The 18,193-nt window shown below is 56.5% G+C and carries 20 protein-coding genes; 1 reads left to right on the top strand and 19 read right to left on the bottom strand.

What is annotated here, in order from left to right:
- Positions 1–59: 59 nt before the first annotated feature.
- From DWX75_RS00915 to DWX75_RS00895, 5 genes are all read right to left on the bottom strand, one after another.
- Complete coding sequence (locus DWX75_RS00915; protein ID WP_158558744.1) at positions 60–791, bottom strand: helix-turn-helix transcriptional regulator; 732 nt, start codon at positions 789–791, stop codon at positions 60–62.
- 153 nt (positions 792–944) lie between these two features.
- Positions 945–1,697 carry a helix-turn-helix transcriptional regulator gene (locus tag DWX75_RS00910; RefSeq protein ID WP_158558743.1) on the bottom strand — a complete coding sequence of 251 codons (753 nt, stop codon included), beginning with the start codon at positions 1,695–1,697 and terminating at the stop codon, positions 945–947.
- Positions 1,698–1,958: 261 nt separating this feature from the next.
- On the bottom strand, positions 1,959–3,137 hold the full coding sequence (locus DWX75_RS00905; protein WP_118013993.1) for an ATP-binding protein: 1,179 nt from the start codon (positions 3,135–3,137) through the stop codon (positions 1,959–1,961).
- A 36-nt stretch (positions 3,138–3,173) separates the two neighbouring features.
- Positions 3,174–4,181 carry a sensor domain-containing diguanylate cyclase gene (locus DWX75_RS00900; protein WP_158558742.1) on the bottom strand — a complete coding sequence of 336 codons (1,008 nt, stop codon included), beginning with the start codon at positions 4,179–4,181 and terminating at the stop codon, positions 3,174–3,176.
- Between the two features lie 128 nt (positions 4,182–4,309).
- On the bottom strand, positions 4,310–4,816 hold the full coding sequence (locus DWX75_RS00895) for a nitroreductase family protein (RefSeq protein WP_233519416.1): 507 nt from the start codon (positions 4,814–4,816) through the stop codon (positions 4,310–4,312).
- Positions 4,817–4,962: 146 nt separating this feature from the next.
- On the opposite strand from DWX75_RS00895, the gene DWX75_RS00890 reads away from it, so the two are divergent.
- Positions 4,963–6,198, top strand: coding sequence for an RNA-guided endonuclease TnpB family protein (locus DWX75_RS00890; protein WP_369974321.1), 1,236 nt, complete (start codon positions 4,963–4,965; stop codon positions 6,196–6,198).
- A gap of 262 nt (positions 6,199–6,460) precedes the next feature.
- Here DWX75_RS00890 and DWX75_RS00885 read toward each other — a convergent pair whose 3' ends face one another.
- The 14 genes from DWX75_RS00885 to cobJ all read right to left on the bottom strand — a co-directional run bounded on the left by DWX75_RS00885 (position 6,461) and on the right by cobJ (position 18,112).
- Positions 6,461–6,934, bottom strand: a complete 474-nt coding sequence (locus DWX75_RS00885; RefSeq protein WP_147671500.1) for a hypothetical protein — start codon at positions 6,932–6,934, stop codon at positions 6,461–6,463.
- A gap of 113 nt (positions 6,935–7,047) precedes the next feature.
- Entirely contained in the window at positions 7,048–7,440 is a 393-nt protein-coding gene (gene rpsI / locus DWX75_RS00880) for a 30S ribosomal protein S9 (protein ID WP_005838873.1), read from the bottom strand.
- Between the two features lie 25 nt (positions 7,441–7,465).
- Positions 7,466–7,906: a 50S ribosomal protein L13 gene (rplM, locus tag DWX75_RS00875; RefSeq protein WP_118013983.1), complete on the bottom strand. Its 441-nt coding sequence runs from the start codon at positions 7,904–7,906 to the stop codon at positions 7,466–7,468.
- Between the two features lie 195 nt (positions 7,907–8,101).
- Complete coding sequence (locus DWX75_RS00870; protein ID WP_118013981.1) at positions 8,102–8,722, bottom strand: histidine phosphatase family protein; 621 nt, start codon at positions 8,720–8,722, stop codon at positions 8,102–8,104.
- Positions 8,719–9,792, bottom strand: coding sequence for a threonine-phosphate decarboxylase CobD (cobD, locus tag DWX75_RS00865; RefSeq protein ID WP_118013979.1), 1,074 nt, complete (start codon positions 9,790–9,792; stop codon positions 8,719–8,721). The genes DWX75_RS00870 and cobD overlap by 4 nt, the downstream gene beginning before the upstream one ends.
- Positions 9,755–10,663 carry a GHMP kinase gene (locus DWX75_RS00860; protein WP_118013977.1) on the bottom strand — a complete coding sequence of 303 codons (909 nt, stop codon included), beginning with the start codon at positions 10,661–10,663 and terminating at the stop codon, positions 9,755–9,757. Before DWX75_RS00860 ends, cobD begins: the two co-directional genes overlap by 38 nt.
- The gene (gene cobS, locus DWX75_RS00855; RefSeq protein WP_118013975.1) at positions 10,654–11,430 is read right to left on the bottom strand and encodes an adenosylcobinamide-GDP ribazoletransferase; all 777 of its coding nucleotides are present in this window, start codon (positions 11,428–11,430) and stop codon (positions 10,654–10,656) included. Before cobS ends, DWX75_RS00860 begins: the two co-directional genes overlap by 10 nt.
- Positions 11,431–11,468: 38 nt before the next feature.
- Positions 11,469–12,419, bottom strand: coding sequence for an adenosylcobinamide-phosphate synthase CbiB (gene cbiB / locus DWX75_RS00850; protein ID WP_118013973.1), 951 nt, complete (start codon positions 12,417–12,419; stop codon positions 11,469–11,471).
- On the bottom strand, positions 12,416–13,945 hold the full coding sequence (locus tag DWX75_RS00845) for a cobyric acid synthase (protein WP_118013971.1): 1,530 nt from the start codon (positions 13,943–13,945) through the stop codon (positions 12,416–12,418). Before DWX75_RS00845 ends, cbiB begins: the two co-directional genes overlap by 4 nt.
- A gap of 46 nt (positions 13,946–13,991) precedes the next feature.
- Positions 13,992–14,534 carry a bifunctional adenosylcobinamide kinase/adenosylcobinamide-phosphate guanylyltransferase gene (cobU, locus tag DWX75_RS00840; RefSeq protein WP_118013969.1) on the bottom strand — a complete coding sequence of 181 codons (543 nt, stop codon included), beginning with the start codon at positions 14,532–14,534 and terminating at the stop codon, positions 13,992–13,994.
- Positions 14,522–15,895 carry a cobyrinate a,c-diamide synthase gene (locus tag DWX75_RS00835; RefSeq protein WP_118013967.1) on the bottom strand — a complete coding sequence of 458 codons (1,374 nt, stop codon included), beginning with the start codon at positions 15,893–15,895 and terminating at the stop codon, positions 14,522–14,524. The genes cobU and DWX75_RS00835 overlap by 13 nt, the downstream gene beginning before the upstream one ends.
- Positions 15,896–15,957: 62 nt before the next feature.
- Positions 15,958–16,593: a precorrin-8X methylmutase gene (locus DWX75_RS00830; RefSeq protein WP_118013965.1), complete on the bottom strand. Its 636-nt coding sequence runs from the start codon at positions 16,591–16,593 to the stop codon at positions 15,958–15,960.
- The gene (gene cobK / locus DWX75_RS00825) at positions 16,593–17,360 is read right to left on the bottom strand and encodes a precorrin-6A reductase (RefSeq protein ID WP_118013963.1); all 768 of its coding nucleotides are present in this window, start codon (positions 17,358–17,360) and stop codon (positions 16,593–16,595) included. The genes DWX75_RS00830 and cobK overlap by 1 nt, the downstream gene beginning before the upstream one ends.
- Positions 17,357–18,112: a precorrin-3B C(17)-methyltransferase gene (cobJ, locus tag DWX75_RS00820; RefSeq protein WP_118013961.1), complete on the bottom strand. Its 756-nt coding sequence runs from the start codon at positions 18,110–18,112 to the stop codon at positions 17,357–17,359. The genes cobK and cobJ overlap by 4 nt, the downstream gene beginning before the upstream one ends.
- Positions 18,113–18,193 lie beyond the last annotated feature (81 nt).

The raw sequence follows: 18,193 nt of genomic DNA, 5'->3' as shown, positions 1-18,193 counted from the left end.
ATGAATCCCCCTTCTACCCTGCTCTTTGTATATTCACTAGGATGACGATATTGTGATTATTATGAAAACTTTACTTCCTCCTTAGCCTCTAGGACCTGCTCAAAGAGATAGGCCATGAGTTGCTTGCGCCCCGACACCTTATAACGTGCACAAATCTCGTTGACATGGTAGCGCACGGTGCGTTCCGTGATGCCAAGTGCCAGGGCAATCTGCGGATACGTCTTGCCCTGGACCATATGGAAAAGGATCTGATTCTGCCGCTTCGTCAACTCTCTGATTTCCTGGAATTTCTTCTGCTGCAGCAATTCTGTCATGTATTCAAAATCGCGCCGGCCGATCTTGGTTGGGAAGGATTCCTCGTCATGCATCAGGGACCAGGGATTGGAGGCATGGATATGACTGATGAAACACTTGCCTTCCTCATCCTGCCGTACGATGATCGTCTTGCGCTGCCATTCGCTCAGAACCTGTCCCGTTTCCGGCGTGACATTGAGCAGATATTCACAGATGACCAGGCAGATGTCGTGTGCGAGCAGCTGCACTTCATATACTTCATTGTGAATCTCAATGGGCGGCACAGCCTTCTCCCGGCGCTGCTCGGCAAAATAAATCCGGGCTTTATTCAAGGTACAGAAGACCTCTTCTTTCCCCGCACCGATCCAGCTGAATCCATGCGGGTCCGCTGCGGACAGGATATCCTCCATCGATTTCTTCTTCTCATAAAAGTCATGCGTCAGATTGCGGGCTATGACCATCGCCTGTTGCTTAAAGCGTTCTTGATCTGTGAACATGGCAAAAATCCTCCCTTTCCCAGTTTCTGCTTTCATTATAATAAATTCAGCTTTGCACGTCCCTGTCATAACCGACAGGGAAACGACAGGGAAAAGAAAAAACCAGCTATGCTATGACTGCTGGTTTCATATGCCGTACCCGGAGGATTCCTCTCATTTCTTTGCCATGCTGCTGTCATACACCACTGGCTTTTCATCCGCCGCTGAAGACCGCTCAAAGAGGTATGCCATGAGCTGCTTGCGCCCCGCCACATGATAGCGGTTGCAGATCTCCGTGATGTGATAGCGCACCGTACGCTCCTTGATGCCCAAGATCTCGGCAATCTGCGCATACGTCTTGCCCTGCATCATCTGGAAGAGAATCTGGTTCTGACGCTTCGTCAGCTCCTTGATCTCCTTGAATTTCTGCTTCTGCATGAGCTCTTCCATGTATTCATAATTGCGCCGTCCGATCTTCGTCGGGAAATATTCATCGTGCCGCATGATAGCCCAGGGGTTCGACGTATGGATGTGGCAAATCCATATTCTGCCGTCTTCATCCTGACGCACGACGAACGTCACGCGCTGATGCTCGCTGATAATCTGCTCCGTCTGCGGCGGCGTCTCCACGATGTATTCGCAGATGACCACACAGACTTCCGGCGTCAGCAGCTGTGCCGTATACTTCTCATCGCGGATGTCGATGGGAGGCACTGCCATCTTGCGGCGCTGCTCAGCAAAATACCGCTTGGCAGATTTCAAATCGTAAAAGATTTCATGCTCCGCCGAACCAATCCAGCTGAAGCCGTGCGGATCAGCCTGTTCCAGGAGCTCCTCAATGGTCTTGCGCTTTTCATAAAAATCGTGATTGATGTTACGGGCCAGGATTTCAACCTGCCCTTTGAAATTCTCTGCATCCATGAACATGATTCGCGCCTCCATTTCCAGTGCCTGCGGGGGATATCACACAAAAGATGTCACACAAAAATCACGCTGTGATGCTCTCAATCCAAATGCAGGTAAACAATAAAGCAAAGATAAGATTCATTTGCTTTTAGGATAGCACGGATTTGAACCTCCTGTATGAAAATAGCACGAAACGGTCATTTTTTGTCATGAAATGCAAAATCTGCCTGCAGACTGCCACGAAGACAGCAAAAGCCCCGCCGAAAGCGGAGGGGCTGATGCTTAATCGTATTGTTCCAGGAAGCTGTGTTCTTTGCCTGCCTGCCTGTACTTCAGGACCGTGTCGAGATTGACATTCTCAAGGGCATGGAAGATGTTGCCGGGGACCTGACGGTTCGTATCCGCGAGCTTCGCGATGAGCTTCTTGACTTCGAGGCGCTTGGAGTCCGTCGTGCCGTCCGTGTGGCAGGTCGAGCACGTCTCGGTGAATTTGCAGGCACACTGGATAAAGTAGAGGCCATTGTCATCACGCCAGTGCTTGATGTCTGCCTCATGGATGTAGTAGAGCGGCCGGATGAGCTCCATGCCCGGGCAGCTCGTGCTTCTGACCTTCGGCATCATCGTGCGGATGGCACCGGAATAGAGCATGCTCATGAGATTCGTCTCGATCACATCGTCGAAGTGATGGCCGAGTGCGATCTTATTGCAGCCGAGCGCGCGGGCCTTGCGGTAGAGATAGCCACGGCGCATCTTGGCGCAGAGGTAGCACGGAGATTCCTCCACATGGAAGACCGACTCGAAGATATCCGTCGAGAAGAATGTCAGCGGCACGTGCAACAGCTTGGCGTTCTCCTCGATGATGCGCCGGTTCATCTCGTTGTAGCCGGGATCCATGCAGAGAAAGACGAGCTCGAACGGGAACTTGTTGTGACGCTTGAGGTCCTGGAAGAGCTTCGCCATGAGCATCGAGTCCTTGCCGCCCGAGATGCAGACCGCAATCTTGTCGCCCGGGCGCACGAGCTCGAATTTGCAGATGGCCTCGACGAATTTGCTGGATATCCTGCTCTTGAACTTCTTGCGCAGAGAGCCTTCGATACGCTTGAGGCGCTCCTCGTCCTCCGCTGCCTCGGCCGTCTCACGTTCCAGTTTCCGCTGCAGCCAGAGGGCATAGCCCCCCTGCAAGGAAACGGCCGTATAGCCCTGCTGACAAAGATTCTGCGCGAGGCCAAGGCTGATCTTGCCCCACATGCAGATGCAGACGATGAGTTTTTCCTCCGGCAGATCGTATCCCCCCTGCTGCAATTCCAAGGGATTCAGATTCTGCGCGCCCGGCAGCGAGCCGCGTTCAAACGCCACCTCATCGCGGATGTCCACGAGGCAGACCTCGTCCGGGCTAAGTGCCGCCAGTTCTTCCACGGTAATTTCCTGTTTCTTCTTCCAATCGTCCATAAAAATGGTCATATCCTGTATGTTCTTCCTTTTCCTTTATTCCCTGTATCAATCAAAATCAAAGTCTGTGACAATCTGGTCCTCTTTGCGCTTTTTGGCCAGGTACATGTAGTGGTCAGCGCGCGCGACGATGGTGTGGATGGTATCGTCTTTACGGACGACAGTGATGCCGATTGCCGCACGGCAGGATATCGTCTGTCCGTTTTCCGTTGTCTCACAGTCGCTGGCAATCCTCAGGAAACGTTGCGCCGCCCCCTTGATGTCATCCGGCTGCTTCAGATGCAGCAACCCCACGAATTCGTCTCCGCCCCAGCGGCAGAACCGGTCAGCTTTCCTGCCATACTGCCGCAGGGCGATCCCGAACGCACGAAGAAGGTCGTCCCCCACCGCATGGCCATATGTATTATTGATGTCATGGAAATTATTGACATCGGCAAAGAGTACGGCAAACGGCTGCTCCGTCCGCCGATAAATTTCCATCGCCTCATCCAGGCAGACTTCCATGAATTTCCGTCCGGGCAGGCATGTGAGCGGATCCCGCGTCGCTGTCTCATAGATAGCCTTTACCAGCCCCTGATCGTAATTTTCCTCTGTCAGCGGGACAAAGAATGAAACGAGCTCCCGGACCGTTCCCTCCTCATCCTTCAGCGGCACCAACGTATTGCGCAGCAGAACGTCCCTGCCATCCTTGCGCCGCATGAACATCTCCAGCGTCCGGGGCTTGCCCGTCGCATAGGCAATGATTGCCGGACAGTGCGAGCCGATACGGCTGCTGTCCGTGAAGGAACAGCCAAGCGGCATATCCACGCACCGCCTGCCCTGCATCTCTTCCGCCGAGAAGCCCAGAAGCCGCTCCGCCGCAGGATTCCAGTACAGCACCGTATGATCCGGCCGCAGCACGTAGCAGCCGATTGGCATGGCATCCATCAGCGTCCTCAGCATCTGGTTTCCTTCTGCAAAGCCTCCTGCTACGCCCTGCAGCATATCCACGCGTCCATCCACGCCTCCCGGCTCCAGTTTATGTTTCCCTGAAAATTTCCCCGAAATATTGCTCATGACAATGCCTTTCTGCATATTCGTTCCAATCTATTCTATCTCTATTCTACTAGGATTCCTAGGGATTGACAACACATCAAAAAGTCCCGCCGGCCAATGCACAGTGGGACTTTGGACATCATCATGTTTTACAAGACTTTCACGAGTTCCTCGTTACTCCTGCGCTGCATGTGCAGAGGGGCAGCCTTTGCTCCCGCCGCAGCGTAGCCAATTGGCAGCAGCAGCAAAGGCACTTCATTCAGTTCCAGATTGAAAGCATCCGCCGTCTTCGTCACCGGGAAAAAGTTTACCCAGCAGGACCCGATGCCGAGTTCCCAAGCTTCCAGCATCATGTGCGTGGCCACGATGCTGGCATCCTGTTCACCCGCACGGATGCTGTGCTCAAAGGGATTGACCCATTCTTCATCCTTGCGCACCGTTACCATCAGCACCACCGGTGCATTGAAGGCGCAGCGCGTGAGTCCCCGTATCTTCTCCAGTGCTTCCGGGCTCTTAAGAACGTACACCCGGTACGGCTGGTAATTATGGCCGGTAGGAGCAATGCGCCCCGCCTCCAGGATGGCGTCCAGTTTTTCCTTTTCAATCGGCTTGTCACTGAATTTCCGAACCGAAAATCTTTCCTTTGCCAATTCCATGAATGTCATCTAAATGCGGGCAGGATACTCCGACCTCTTAGGTTGGAGAGGAATGCCCGCTTCACCTCACTTTCTTATCAACTAGAACTTCAGCAAAACTATGTTATAATATTTTTGATGAAGTAATATACATTTTAGAAAGGCAGGTGAGAAAAGTGTCCAACCTAACCAAAACGATAAAACTTCGCATACATGTTACTCCTGAACAGGAAGCATTATTCCGCCAAATGACAGAGCAGTACCGTCAGGCTTGCAACTTCGTGTCTCAATACATTTTCGACAACCAATTTGACTTGGCTTACCAAAGCCTCAACAAGAAACTGTATAGTAGCCTTCGTGGCTTGTTCGGCTTGAAATCGCAGTTAGCACAGTCTTCTATTAAGACGACGATTGCCAGATACAAGACTGTAAAACAACAGTTATTTCAAAATCCTTATAGATACAAAGACGAAAATAGCAACTGGCAACGCATCCCTAAGACTTTGGAATGGCTCTGGAAACCCGTATTCTTTCGCCGGCCGCAGGCTGACTTAGTCCGTAACCGAGACTACAGCTTTATAGATGACGGGCGAGTCCTGTCCATCAATACGCTCGGTAAAAGAATCAAGTGTAGTTTTGATGGCGAACATTTCGCTGGATACCTTGATGGTTCCTATCAACTTGGTACTGCCAAACTGGTCGAACTGAAAGGGAGATGGTATCTGCATATCCCTATCACCAAGACGGTCGAGGATTTCCAGAAGGAGAGTGTCCGTCATGTTGTCGGCATCGACCGCGGGCTTCGTTTCCTTGCAGTCAGCTATGACGAGCAAGGCAAGACAGAGTTCGTCTCTGGCAAAAAGATTGCCACCAAACGCCATAAATTCCAAGAAGTACGCAGACAGCTCCAGTCAAAAGGGACAAAATCAGCAAAGCGCAAGCTCAAAGCTATCTCTGGGCGAGAGAACCGTTGGATGTCTGATGTGAACCATCAGATTTCTAAGACACTCGTACAGAAATACGGCAAAGATACGCTTTTCGTACTCGAGGACCTTGCTGGCGTCAGCTTCGAAGAAAGCAATCTTTCCAGAACCGCGAAACAGAACTACGATTTGCGGAGCTGGGCGTTCTACCAGTTGGAGCAGTTCCTAACTTACAAGGCTCACGAGAACCGTTCGGAAGTCCTGAAGGTATCGGCAAGATATACGTCTCAGCGTTGCCCAAAATGTGGCACCATCCACAAGGAAAACCGGGACCACCATAAGCACCTGTATAGTTGTCAGTGTGGCTACCAGTCCAACGATGACCGTATCGGAGCCATGAATATCCAGCTTCTCGGAACTATGTGGATTTCTGGAGACAACAATCCTCGATATGAACGAATAACGACTGCCTCGGAGTAAACTCCTTGGTAAAGCGGGTGCTGTCAATCACCCGATGATGTAGGCGAATATAGGGAGGCATCTTAGGATGTCGTTACTACCTATGCAGTTTCGACTTACAAGCCGCCACTTCTATAAGTGGCGGTAGTTGACATGTCTTCATCCTTTCGTTTCGCTTCGAGAACTGGATGACGCCGAAAATCCCTTATCTATAAGGCTTCAACAGTCTCTTTGTATATTGCGCGTATAGTTTATCGCAACAGACACAATGCGATAAACGTTGTTAATGCTCCTTTTTCAGCGCCTTCTCGTAATGGTCTTTCTCCTCGAGAGGGATGCGCAGTACCTGCATCGCTTTCTCCAAAGACCAGCCTGTACTCTCGATGAGATTCTGCAAATCCTCTTTCGCTCGATTAAGGGTGCCGACATTGACTCCATTATCAAATCCGTTATTAAATCCGTCATTATAGACGCCCTCGCTTAAGTTACACATTTTTTTCAGCTCCTTTGTCTCATCCTCTGTCAGATGGATGCCGTATTCTTCCTCCAACTGCTGCTTCTTCTCCAACGCGGGTGCCTTCTCCTTGAAGATGATGCGCAGCATCTCAATCAGGCTGTCCTGCGTCTTGCGATTGCCGAGATACAGCATGACGACATTCAAGAGATTATACTGCCACTGCTCTGCGCGGTATTTCCCGTGCAGGCGCTCTTCTGTCATCCGGTAGCGGTTGATGGAGTTTCTCCTGTCCTTTGGCACTCCACCTGCCTTTCTACCTCCATTTTACTAGGATTCACAAGGATTGACAACATATCAAAAAATCCCACCGGCCAATGACCGATGGGATCTGTATGTTCGTATGAAACGAGCGATTAACGCTTCGAGAACTGGGAAGCCTTGCGGGCTTTCTTGAGGCCGTACTTGCGGCGCTCTTTCTCGCGCGGGTCGCGCGTGACGAAACCAGCCTTCTTGAGGGCCGGACGGAGCTCTGCGTTCATCTCCATCAGGGCGCGCGTGATGCCGTGACGGATTGCGCCAGCCTGACCCGTAACGCCGCCACCAGCAACATTTGCGATGACGTCGTACTTGTCAACCGTCTCCGTGAGGTTCAGCGGCTGACGAACGATGAGTTCGAGAGTCTTGAGACCAAAATACTCTTCCATGTCGCGACCATTGATCGTGACTTTGCCCTCGCCTGGAACCAGACGAACACGGGCAACGGACGACTTTCTGCGGCCAGTGCCGTAGTAGATGACTTCTGCCATGTGTTATGTTCCTCCCTTTCCAGTATTAGCGGATGTTCAGCTCAAGCTTTTCCGGCTTCTGAGCTGCATGCGGATGCTCCGGACCAGCGTAAACGCTGAGCTTGCGGTACATCTGCGCGCCGAGACGGTTCTTCGGCAGCATGCCTTTGATTGCATGCTCAAGAACGCGCTCCGGGAACTTCTCCAGCATCTGGCCGGCAGCCGTGAACGTCGTGCCGCCCTGATAACCGGAATGACGGAAATACGTCTTATCCGTAAGTTTCTTACCCGTGAATTTTACCTTCTCTGCATTGATGACGATGACATAATCACCCGTGTCAACGTGCGGAGTAAAAGTCGGTTTATTTTTACCGCGAAGAACTTTAGCGACTTCGGCTGCGAGGCGGCCGACCGTCTGGCCTTCAGCGTCTACAACATACCATTTGCGCTCGATATTGGATGCATTTGCCATAAACGTTGTCTTCATGCGATTTCCCCCCTAATAATTTCAATTGTTGGTTTCAGCATATATGATGCAACCATCGTATGCCTCCGGGGCTTATGGAAACACATGACGTGACATCACATAGAACTATTCTACTCAAAAACAGGCTGTTCGTCAAGGAATTTTTTAGGCTTTTCCACGATTTTTTCCACTGCCGCTTGTGGAAAAGTCAGCCCGTCAGCGCAGCTTGCCGAGATGTGCCGTGCCGTTGATGAGTTCCACGGTTGGACGGCCCTCATCGTAGCGCACGATGTTGACAGCCGTGTTGAACTGCCGGATGCTCCAGGCGTATTCGAGGGACATGTGGAGCTGTGCCGTCAGGATGGTGCGCAGGATGGCGCCATGCGCGACGATGACAACGGTCTTGTCCTCATTTGCAGGGTCTGCCATGATGGCGTGCAAGCCTGTCAGCGCGCGCTGCTGGACTTCCTGGAACGTCTCACCGTGCGGAATGTTGAGCTTGTCCGGATGGCGCAGGAAATTCTCCATGGCATCCGGCCAGCGCGAGACAATTTCCTTATAGGTCAGGCCTTCCCAGTCGCCGAAGGACAGTTCACGGAAAATCTTGTCCTTGGTCACGGGCAGACCGAAGCGCGCCGCGATGATATCGGCCGTCTCCGAAGCCCGCTTGAGGTCACTCGCATAGATCCGGTGGACTTCCGCCACGGGAAAGTTCTCGGCGAGGAGCCTTGCCTGCTGACGTCCCTCCTCCGTCAGGGCCACATCAGACTGGCCCTGATAGCGGCCGCCCACATTCCACTCCGTCTGGCCATGGCGGACCAGGATAAAACGTATCATAAAAGAATCGTCTCCAATCGTTCTAACAGTTTCACATTTTCTTCATGCGGTCTTACGGCCAGGCGCACGTAACTTTTGCCGTCGAGTCCCGGATAATTGCCGCAGTCGCGGATGAGTACCCCTTCCCGGCGCATGCGTGCCGTAAGCTCTGCGCTCGAGAGATGCGTGCCGCGGATATCAAGCAGCAGGAAGTTCACCTGCGTGGGATAGACGCGCACGCCGGGAAGGGACGCCAGGCGGCTGCAAAGGAAGCGGCGCTCCTCCGCAACGAGCACGCGGCTCTTCTCAGCGTAGGCATGGTCCTGCAGGGCGGCTGTGCCCGCTTCCTGCGCCAGGAGATTCACGTTCCAGACATCCTTGCCGCGTTCCATCGCCTGGACAGCCGACGGGGAAGCCGCGCCGAAACCGAGGCGCAGGCCCGGCAGGGCAAAGAACTTCGTCAGCGAACGGATGACGAAAAGATACGGCTTCTCTGCGGCTGCATCAAGCAGGCTGTACGGCGCATCGTCCGGCAGGAAATCGAGGAAGGATTCATCGACGAGCAGCCAGGTCTTCCTGGCGGCGGCAGCATCTGCGAGCTGCATGAGTGCCCCGCGCGTGAGCAGGGTGCCCGTCGGATTGTTGGGATTGCCGACAACGACACAGCCCTGCTCGGGCAGTGCCGCCCGCAGCTTCTCGCCATCGAGGCGGAAATTCTCCTGCGCGTCCAGCTGGAAATACGTCACCGAACTGCCCGCGGCAAGCGCCGCCCGTTCGTATTCACTAAAGGAAGGCACGGGCAGGATGGTCCTTTGCGGCCGGAAGGTCTGAAAAAAGAGATAAAAGAGTTCCGCTGCCCCATTGCCGAGCACGAGCGCGTCCGGCGCCACATCATACGAGGACGACAGCGCCTGACGCAGCCTGCGGGCCGCAGGGTCCGGATAATGGATGACATCACCGATGTGCGCGGCAATGTCCTCACGCGCACTTGCCGGCAGCCCCAGCGGATTGATGTTGGCTGAAAAATCAAGCCAGCCATCTGCCGGTATATCCTCATATATATTGCCGCCATGAACAAAGCGTTTCATCATTCCCCGCTTCCTTTCGCTGATATTGGAATTCTATGCCGCCTTCCTGCAGATATACCTGTCCCCAGAGGGAGAGGTTGGCATGCTTTGCCTGGAGTTGCTTCGTCTGCCTGACAATCTGCTGCGCGGAAAGAGACGGCGGCCAGAAAACGCCGACGACGGTGCCACTGTGGGCCACGTTGAGCCCGAGTGCCCCGCAGGCACGCGCATCATGCAGGAATTCCAGAAGATTGGGCTTTGGCAGCACGGCCTGATGCAGGAAGGCACTCCTCGTCGCCGCTTCTGCCAGTGCCGCAGGTGTTCCCATCGTCAGGAGCCGGCGAAGTTCCTGCAGCTGCATGACCCCGTACGCAGGTGTCCGTTTTTCCGCCTCGCGGTGAAAGGCCAGGGTATCGACGGTGCCGCCCGTGTCGAAGATCGTCAGCGGCACCCTGACTGACAGCCGGTAGATGTCCAGAAGCCTGCCCTGTACCTGGTCAAGGCAGGCAAGCCCTTCAAAAAAAACGCCGTCCGTTGGTTCGATAACCACGGCAAGCTGCAGGATCTCCTCCGCTGTCAGCGGCTTGCCGAAAGCCAGGGAGGCAGCAGCCGCCACAGCGGCAATGTCGGCACTCGACGAGGCCATGCCCTTGCCGCGTGGCAGTTCCGAAGTGAGGCGGATGCCCCACGGCAGATCATCCCGGCCAAAGCGGCGGCAGATAGACTGCAGGGCAAGCTTTGCCTTGTCACCCAGGCCTTCACAGCCTGAAAGGGAGGTGCTGATCTGCACGGTCGTATAGCGATTGATGGGACAGGTCACGAGGAACGGCCCGCCTTGCCAGCAGCCCTGCACGAGTTCACCGCAGGACCCCGGCACCCGCACGATTACATCCATAGGAAAAGCGCTCCCCGGGTAATCGGCAGATGCGCGCAGAGGAAAAAGACGACGAGCACGACCGTCTCCGTCGTCATCTCCGCGGCGCCGTAGACATCTCCCGTGACGCCGCCGAGCTTCCGCGTCGCATAGTGGCCGAGCAAAAAGGCCCACAAGATGCCGGCGGCAAGTGCCAGAATGGCGGCAAGGCCGACCGGCACGACAAAGAGCACGGCCGTCACGGCACCGATGGCCAGGGCCTTATGGTCCGCCATCTCCGAAAACGCCTTGCCCATGCCCTCTGGACGTGCATAGGGGAAATAGCTGACGACGAAGAGCATCGCGAGGCGCCCGATGATGGGCATGGCAAAGAGCGCCACGACGAGCACCGGTTCCTGCAGGTCGAGGATCAGCGACCAGTTGAAGAGCAGCAGCGAGCCGAAGGCAACGACGCCGAACGACCCCGTACGGCTGTCCTTCATGATCTCGAGCATGCGCTCGCGGCTGCGTCCTGAAAAGAGCCCATCGACCGTGTCCATGAAGCCGTCACAGTGGAGGCCGCCCGTCAGGAGCAGCGGCAAAAGGGTCAGAAAAGCCCGCACCGTGTATAGATGGCTGCCCAGAAACACCATGAGCACGAGGGCAAAAAACGCATAAATAAGCCCCAGCACAACTCCCACGAGCGGGAAATACCGCGTGCTGCGGCCAAAATCTGCCATCGTCAGGTCCCTTTGATTGACGATGTGGATGCGCGTCAAGAATTGCAGCGCCGTAAGAAAACTACGCAAGCTCAAGCTCCTTTCAAAAATGCAGGATTCGTCTGCCCTCAATGTCCCATGAATTTCAGCACGGCATAGGCAAGAATCAGGAAGAGTACAGTCGCCGTGTACATCATGCGGATACATTCCATGATGTGCTTGGGCGCCGTGGCTTCGATGGCCTCGCCCATATAGGCACGGAAGGTCTTCTTACCGAAATAGCTGTTGATGCCGCCAAGGCGGATATGAAGCGCCCCCGCCACTGTCGCCTCGGCATAGCCGCCGTTCGGACTCGGATGCTTGTCGGCGTCCCGGCGCATCATGCGCAGGGCGTTGCCGGCATCGAATCCCAGGAGCGAGGCTGCCGCCACAAACAGCAGTCCCGTCAGACGCGCGGGGACATAATTGAGGACATCGTCGAGCCTTGCGGCAGCTCTGCCGAAATACAAGTATTTCTCATTCTTGTAGCCGATCATCGAATCCATGGTATTGGCCGCGCGGTAAAGGAAGGCCAGCGGCACGCCGCCGATGGCAAAGAAGAAGAGCGGCGAGATGATTCCGTCCACGGTATTCTCGGCGATGGTCTCCACCGTCGCGCGGGCAATCTCGCTGTCATCGAGCTTGTCCGTATCGCGGCCGACAATCCAGCCCACCTTTTTGCGCGCCTCCGCCAGATCGCCGGTAATGAGCAGCGCGTAGATACCCTTGCCCGCCTTGGCGAGGCTCTGCGGGGAAATCGTGAAGGAGAGCAGAAAGGCCGCGACAATCTCCTGCCCCCATTCCCACGGGATGTAATACGATAGATAAAGCAGCGCCGCTGCCACGTCGTAGGTGAGGAAGAGGACGATGAGCACGAGGATGGCTCCCGACAGGAACTTGCGCCTGTCGCTGTCCTCCGGACGATAGTAGAAGCGCTCGAGCAGCGAAATGAGCCTGCCGATCAGGACGACGGGGTGAAACTTCGTGCGCGGATCGCCGATGATCGTATCGATGACAAAGGCCAGGATTGCTACATTCATGGGCGCTCCTCCATGATGGCGCGCAGTTTCTCCATGTCGAGGCTCGCTGCCACCGTATCGGCCAGACGGTTGTACGCATCCTCCTTTTCCTGCCAGCGGCTGCGCTGAACGGGCAGCGGCGAGAGGCCGCGGCAGCCGCGCAGGATGTTGATGAGCTGGCGGCGGAAGCCGTCATGGTCAAAGAGGCCGTGGATATACGTGCCGAAGATCAGCTGGTCGCCGCTCATGGCGCCGTCCCAGTAGTCAGCGGGCTCATCTCCCTGCCGCACGATATGGAAGGGATGCGGGACCTGCTTCAGGAATTCCGTGCGCCCCATGTGGATCTCATACCCCGGCATATCCGCTGCCGTCAGATGACCGTGGAAAAAATCCAGCGACGGGCAGGCCGCCGTCACCTGAACCGTGCGCTTTTCCGGACCGAAGGTCGTAATCATCGGCAGGTAACCGAGACCGTCGATGGCCTCATGCTCCGATTCGACATGGCCGGGATCCTCGAGCCGGCGGCCGAGCATCTGATACCCGCCGCAGATGCCGATGAGCGGAATGCCGCGATCCGTGCAGGCACGGATGGCTGCCTCCATGCCGGTTTTGCGCAGGTGCAGCAGGTCTTCCGTCGTGTTCTTCGATCCCGGCAGGATGATGAGGTCGGGGTGACCGAGTTCTTCGGGCGTGCGCACGTAATCGACCTCGACATCGGGCTCCTCCGCAAGTGCGTCAAAATCCGTGAAGTTCGAGAGCTTCGGCGTCTCGATGACAGCGATGCGGATCTCCGCATCGCCCTGTGGCACGGCAGCCTTGTCCTCGAGCGACACCGAGTCCTCATCTTCGATGCCGAGATGATCGAGGTACGGCACGATGCCGAGCACGGGCTTGCCCGTCTTCTTCTCGAGGAAGTCGACAGCCGGCGTCAAGAGCGACACGTCGCCGCGGAATTTATTGATGACGAGCCCTTTGACGAGGGCGCGTTCCTCTTCATCGAGAAGTTCCAGCGTGCCGACGAGCGAGGCCAGTGCGCCGCCGCGGTCGATGTCCGCGATGAGCAGCACGGGGGCCTGCAGGTATTTGGCCACGCGCATATTGACGATATCGTGATCCTTGAGGTTGATTTCCGCCGGGCTACCCGCGCCCTCGATGACGAGTGTATCAAATTCCTGCTGCAGGCGCCCGAGTGCAGCCTTGACGGCACCGAATGCCTGCAGAGAATAGCCCTTGTGGTATTCGCGCGCACTCATATTGCCAACCGGCCGTCCTTCAAGAACAACCTGCGAACACGAATGGCCCGTCGGCTTCAGGAGGACCGGATTCATGTCGACCATCGGCTCGAGTCCGGCGGCTTCAGCCTGCGCGACCTGTGCCCGCCCCATTTCGAGGCCCTCCTTGGTCACGTAGGAATTCAGCGCCATGTTCTGCGCCTTGAACGGCACGACGCGGCGTCCTTCACGATGGAAGATGCGGCAGAGCGCCGTCGTCAGGATGCTTTTGCCAACATGAGAGCTTGTTCCCATGAGCATGATGGATTTGGACACGTCAAAGTCCCCCTTTGATTCCGAATGGATTGTACTCAGATACGTCTTATTTCAGCTGCAGAGGCAGGCCGCAGATGACGGCATAGACATCATCTGCAGCCTGCGCGAGCTGCTGGTTGGCAAGGCCCGCGAGATCGCGGTAGCGGCGCGCCAGGGCATTCTCGGGCACGATGCCGGCCCCGACTTCATTTGTGACAAAGACCACCGTGGCCTCTGCCGGCATCTGCCGGACAGCTGCAGTGAGCTGCGCCATGGCCTGCCGTACATTCTCGTATTCCTCTTCCTCCGTGCGCTCGCCCGGCTTGCAAAGAAGATTGCTGAGGTAAATGGTCACGCAGTCAAACAGGATGGCATCGTGCAAGCGCCCGGCTTCCAGCAGGGCCTTTTCCGCTTCAAACGGCGCCTCGTAGGTCTGCCAGGAGGCAGGACGCCGCTGGCGATGCAGCTTGACGCGGTAGTTCATCTCTTCGTCAAAGATCTGTGCCGTCGCAATGTACGCGATGCGCCTGCCCGCTTTGGCCACGAGCGCCTCGGCAAACGAGGACTTGCCGCTCCTGGCGCCGCCCGTCACGAGGATCATCTTTGCCATGCCTGACACGCCTCCACGAAATGCTTTGCCGCCTCCGGGCAGCCGGCAAAATGAAGATGCAGGTAGCTGCCAAGCGCCTGCTTGCGGCACTGACCGGCTTCATAGCGGCTGCCGTTGCGCATCTTGGTGAAGATGAACGGCCGCCCCTCTCCGTCTCCTGCTACGTCTTCCTGCGAGAAGTGGAATTCATGGCCATGGATGACCATGCCGGCAGGTCCGAGAACCGTATCCTGCTGCAGGCAGGCCTCCACATAACCGACCATCTGGAGCTTGCGGGTCATCTCAGCCCGGCCGGAGAATACGCCGCACATCGGATGGCAATGACCGTCAAAAGCCTGCAGTTCCTGCATCAGATACATGTAGCCGCCACATTCCGCATAGATGGGAATGCCCTGTGCCGCTGCCTCGCGGATGGCTGTGCGCATGGATGCATTGCCCGCCAGTTTCTCCGCGAACATCTCCGGGAAGCCGCCGCCGATGAACAGACCATCGACATCGGGCAATGCTTCATCATGAAGCGGGCTGAACGGCACAAGCTCGGCGCCGAGGCGCTCAAGCTCCTTGAGGCTCGCCGGATAATAGAACGAGAATGCTTCATCCCGGGCGATGCCGATGCGGCAGATGGTCTTTGCCAGCCCGCGCTGCTCTGCCGCCGTTTCGTGGAGAGCAAGGTCCGGCGTCAGGCAGGCCATGTGCAGGATGGCCTCAAGATCCAGCGAGCCCGCCACGGCGTTGCCGAGCGCCTCGACAATTTCGCGGTCCGTATTCTCTTCAGCCGGCAGGAGTCCGAGGTGGCGTTCCGGCATATGCAGCTCTTCATTGCGATAGAGCGCGCCGAATACCGGCATGTCGATATCCTTCATGGCCTGGCGGATCATGGCCTCATGCGTCTTGGAGCCCAGCCGATTGAGGATGACGCCCGCGAGCTGCACCTCGGGGTCGTAATCGCGGAATCCCATGGCCAGAGCAGCCGCCGAAGCCCCCATCGACTTGGCATCGATGACAAGGATGACCGGCGCCTTGAGCAGCTTTGCGATCTCGGCCGTCGAGCTCACGCCTTCCCGGCCGCCGTCATAGAGGCCCATGACGCCCTCCACGACGGCGATGTCCGCTCCTTCCGATTCCTCGGCAAACAAAGCCGGCACGCGCTCCTTCGGCACGAGCCAGGTATCGAGGTTATGCGCGGCCCGGCCGCTGGCCAGGCGATGATACCCGGGATCAATGTAATCGGGACCGACCTTGAAGGACTGCACGACGATACCGCGCTGACGCAGGGCCGATAAAAGTCCCGTTGCGACCGTCGTCTTGCCTGAGCCGGACTGTGCAGCCGCAATGACCAGTCTGGGAAGAGAATACTCCATGAAAATCCTCCTCTTTCAATGAAAAACCGTGATGGGAAATGAGCAAGGAACGATGACGCAAGTCAGTCCCGGCTGTTGTCGATGAGATACATCATCGCATTGACGGCTGCCGCCGCAATCGGACTGCCGCCCTTCGTCCCCTCTACCGTGATGTAGGGAATCCGGCCATTCTTCGCGAGTTCTGCCTTGGAATCCGCCGCACCGACGAAACCGACAGGGATGCCGACGATGCAGGCTGGACGCACGCCTTCCTCCAGAGCGAGGCGCAGAACCTCAAAGAGTGCCGTCGGAGCATTGCCGATAGCGACGATATTGCCGTCCAGCGCATGGCCAAAGGAGCGCATGGCTGCCATCGACCGCGTGATGCCGAGCTCCTTGGCCTTCGCCGCCACCTCGGGATCTGCGATCCGGCAGTGCACCTCGCCGCCGAAGGAGGCGAGCTTGCGCTTGTTGATGCCCGTGCGTACCATCTCGACATCCGTATAAATATCGCAGCCGGCAGCCAGTGCCTTCATGCCCGCCGCAATGGCATCATCCGACATGCGGATGATTGGCGCGTATTCGACGTCGCCGGCCGCATGGATGATGCGCGAATAGACCTTGACGGCCTCGGGCGAAAGATGCAGTCCCGCAAGATGCGGTGCGATGATTTCCATGCTGCGATTCTCAATGGCCATGGGTTTCTTGATAAATTCCATCAATGGTTCTCCTCCACAAATGACAGCACATCTTCATACGTATGTGCCAGATGATCGTATTGCAGGACCGGCCTGTCGATGACGATGACCGGGAGATGCAGGGCAGCAGCAGCAGCCAGCTTCGTATCCGTGCCGCCGATCGTGCCGCTGTTCTTCGTGACAATGACATCGGCATGATACTTCTTGAAAAGTTCCCGATTGAGCTCCGTCGAAAACGGCCCCTGCAGGGCCACGACCTGCTTTGGCGTAAGTCCCAGCTCCTCACAGAGCGCCAGCACCTCCGCCGTCGGCAGGACCCTTGCGATGAGCGTGCAGTCTGCCAGAGCCCCGGCCTCCGTGAATTTCTTCAGGTTCCGGCTGCCCGTCGTCAGGAAGATCACACGTCCGCGCGCGGCAGCCTCAGCGGCTGCTTCCTCGTAGCTGTGCACCACGACAATGCCCTCATACGAAAGCTCGGTCAGCGAACGCTCGTAGCGGATGTACGGGATGCCGAGCCTGCGGCAGGCGGACATGGCATTCTGCGAGACATGAACGGCATACGGATGACTGGCATCGACAAAGAGGCGGATACCGTGTGCCTGCAGATACTGCACGAGGCCTTCCTCATCGAGCGGCTCGTCGTTGATGACGAGCCTGCTACCGCCGGCCGCTGCCAACAGCTGCTCGCCGTAATGGCTGACGACGGAAGCCGTGACCGCATGGCCGCGTTCCAGCAGGAGCCTCGTGAGCTCGCGGCCGTCCTGCGTGCCCGCTGCTACGAAAATCATAAGCCCTGCTCCTTGTTCTCATAACCGCGCGGCGTAATCATATAGCCTTCCTTGACATACGTCTTGGAATTGCCGATGATGACCAGCGAGAACATGTTGATCTCTTCCTTCGTAAAATCCGCCAGCGTTGAGATGATCTTGTTCTGTCCCTCGCGGCTCGCAGCCGTGACGATGCCGACCGGCGTATCCGGACGCTTGTGACGCAGCATGATTTCGCGGATCTCTTCGATATTCTGCACGCGCTTGCGGCTCTTCGGATTGTAGAGCGCAACGACGAAATCACCCGCAGCCGCCATCTCGGCGCGCTTGCAGATGAGCTCCCAGGGCGTCAGGAGGTCCGACAGGCTGATGACGGCAAAGTCATGCATGAGTGGTGCGCCGAGTACGGATGCCGCCGCATTGACAGCCGATACGCCGGCGATGATGCCGCCGAATTCCGGACGCTCGGCCTTGTCCCGCTTGAGCAGGAGCTCGAGCACGAGTCCGGCCATGCCGTAGACACCGGCATCGCCGCTTGAGACGACGACCGTATCCGCGCCGCCGGCCGCTTCTTCCACCGCCATGCGGCAGCGGTCGATTTCCTGCATCATGGCCGTACCGATGACCTTCTTATCCGCCAGCAGCGGCTCAACGAGTCGGATATATGTATTGTAGCCAGCCACGACATCGGCTGCTTCGATGGCTTTGCGTGCCCGCGGCGTCATATCTTCCAGACTGCCCGGACCAATGCCAATCACAGTGATCTTGCCCATGAAAAACCTCCTGAAAAATCCATTGTCCTGCTCCAAGCAAAACTCTTTTCCAATTATACCATAAACAACGGCTATGCCCTA

Origin of the sequence: Mitsuokella sp. AF21-1AC (genome assembly GCF_003458855.1) — a bacterium.
Classification (GTDB): domain Bacteria; phylum Bacillota; class Negativicutes; order Selenomonadales; family Selenomonadaceae; genus Mitsuokella.
This window is presented reverse-complemented; position numbering and strand designations above follow the sequence as displayed.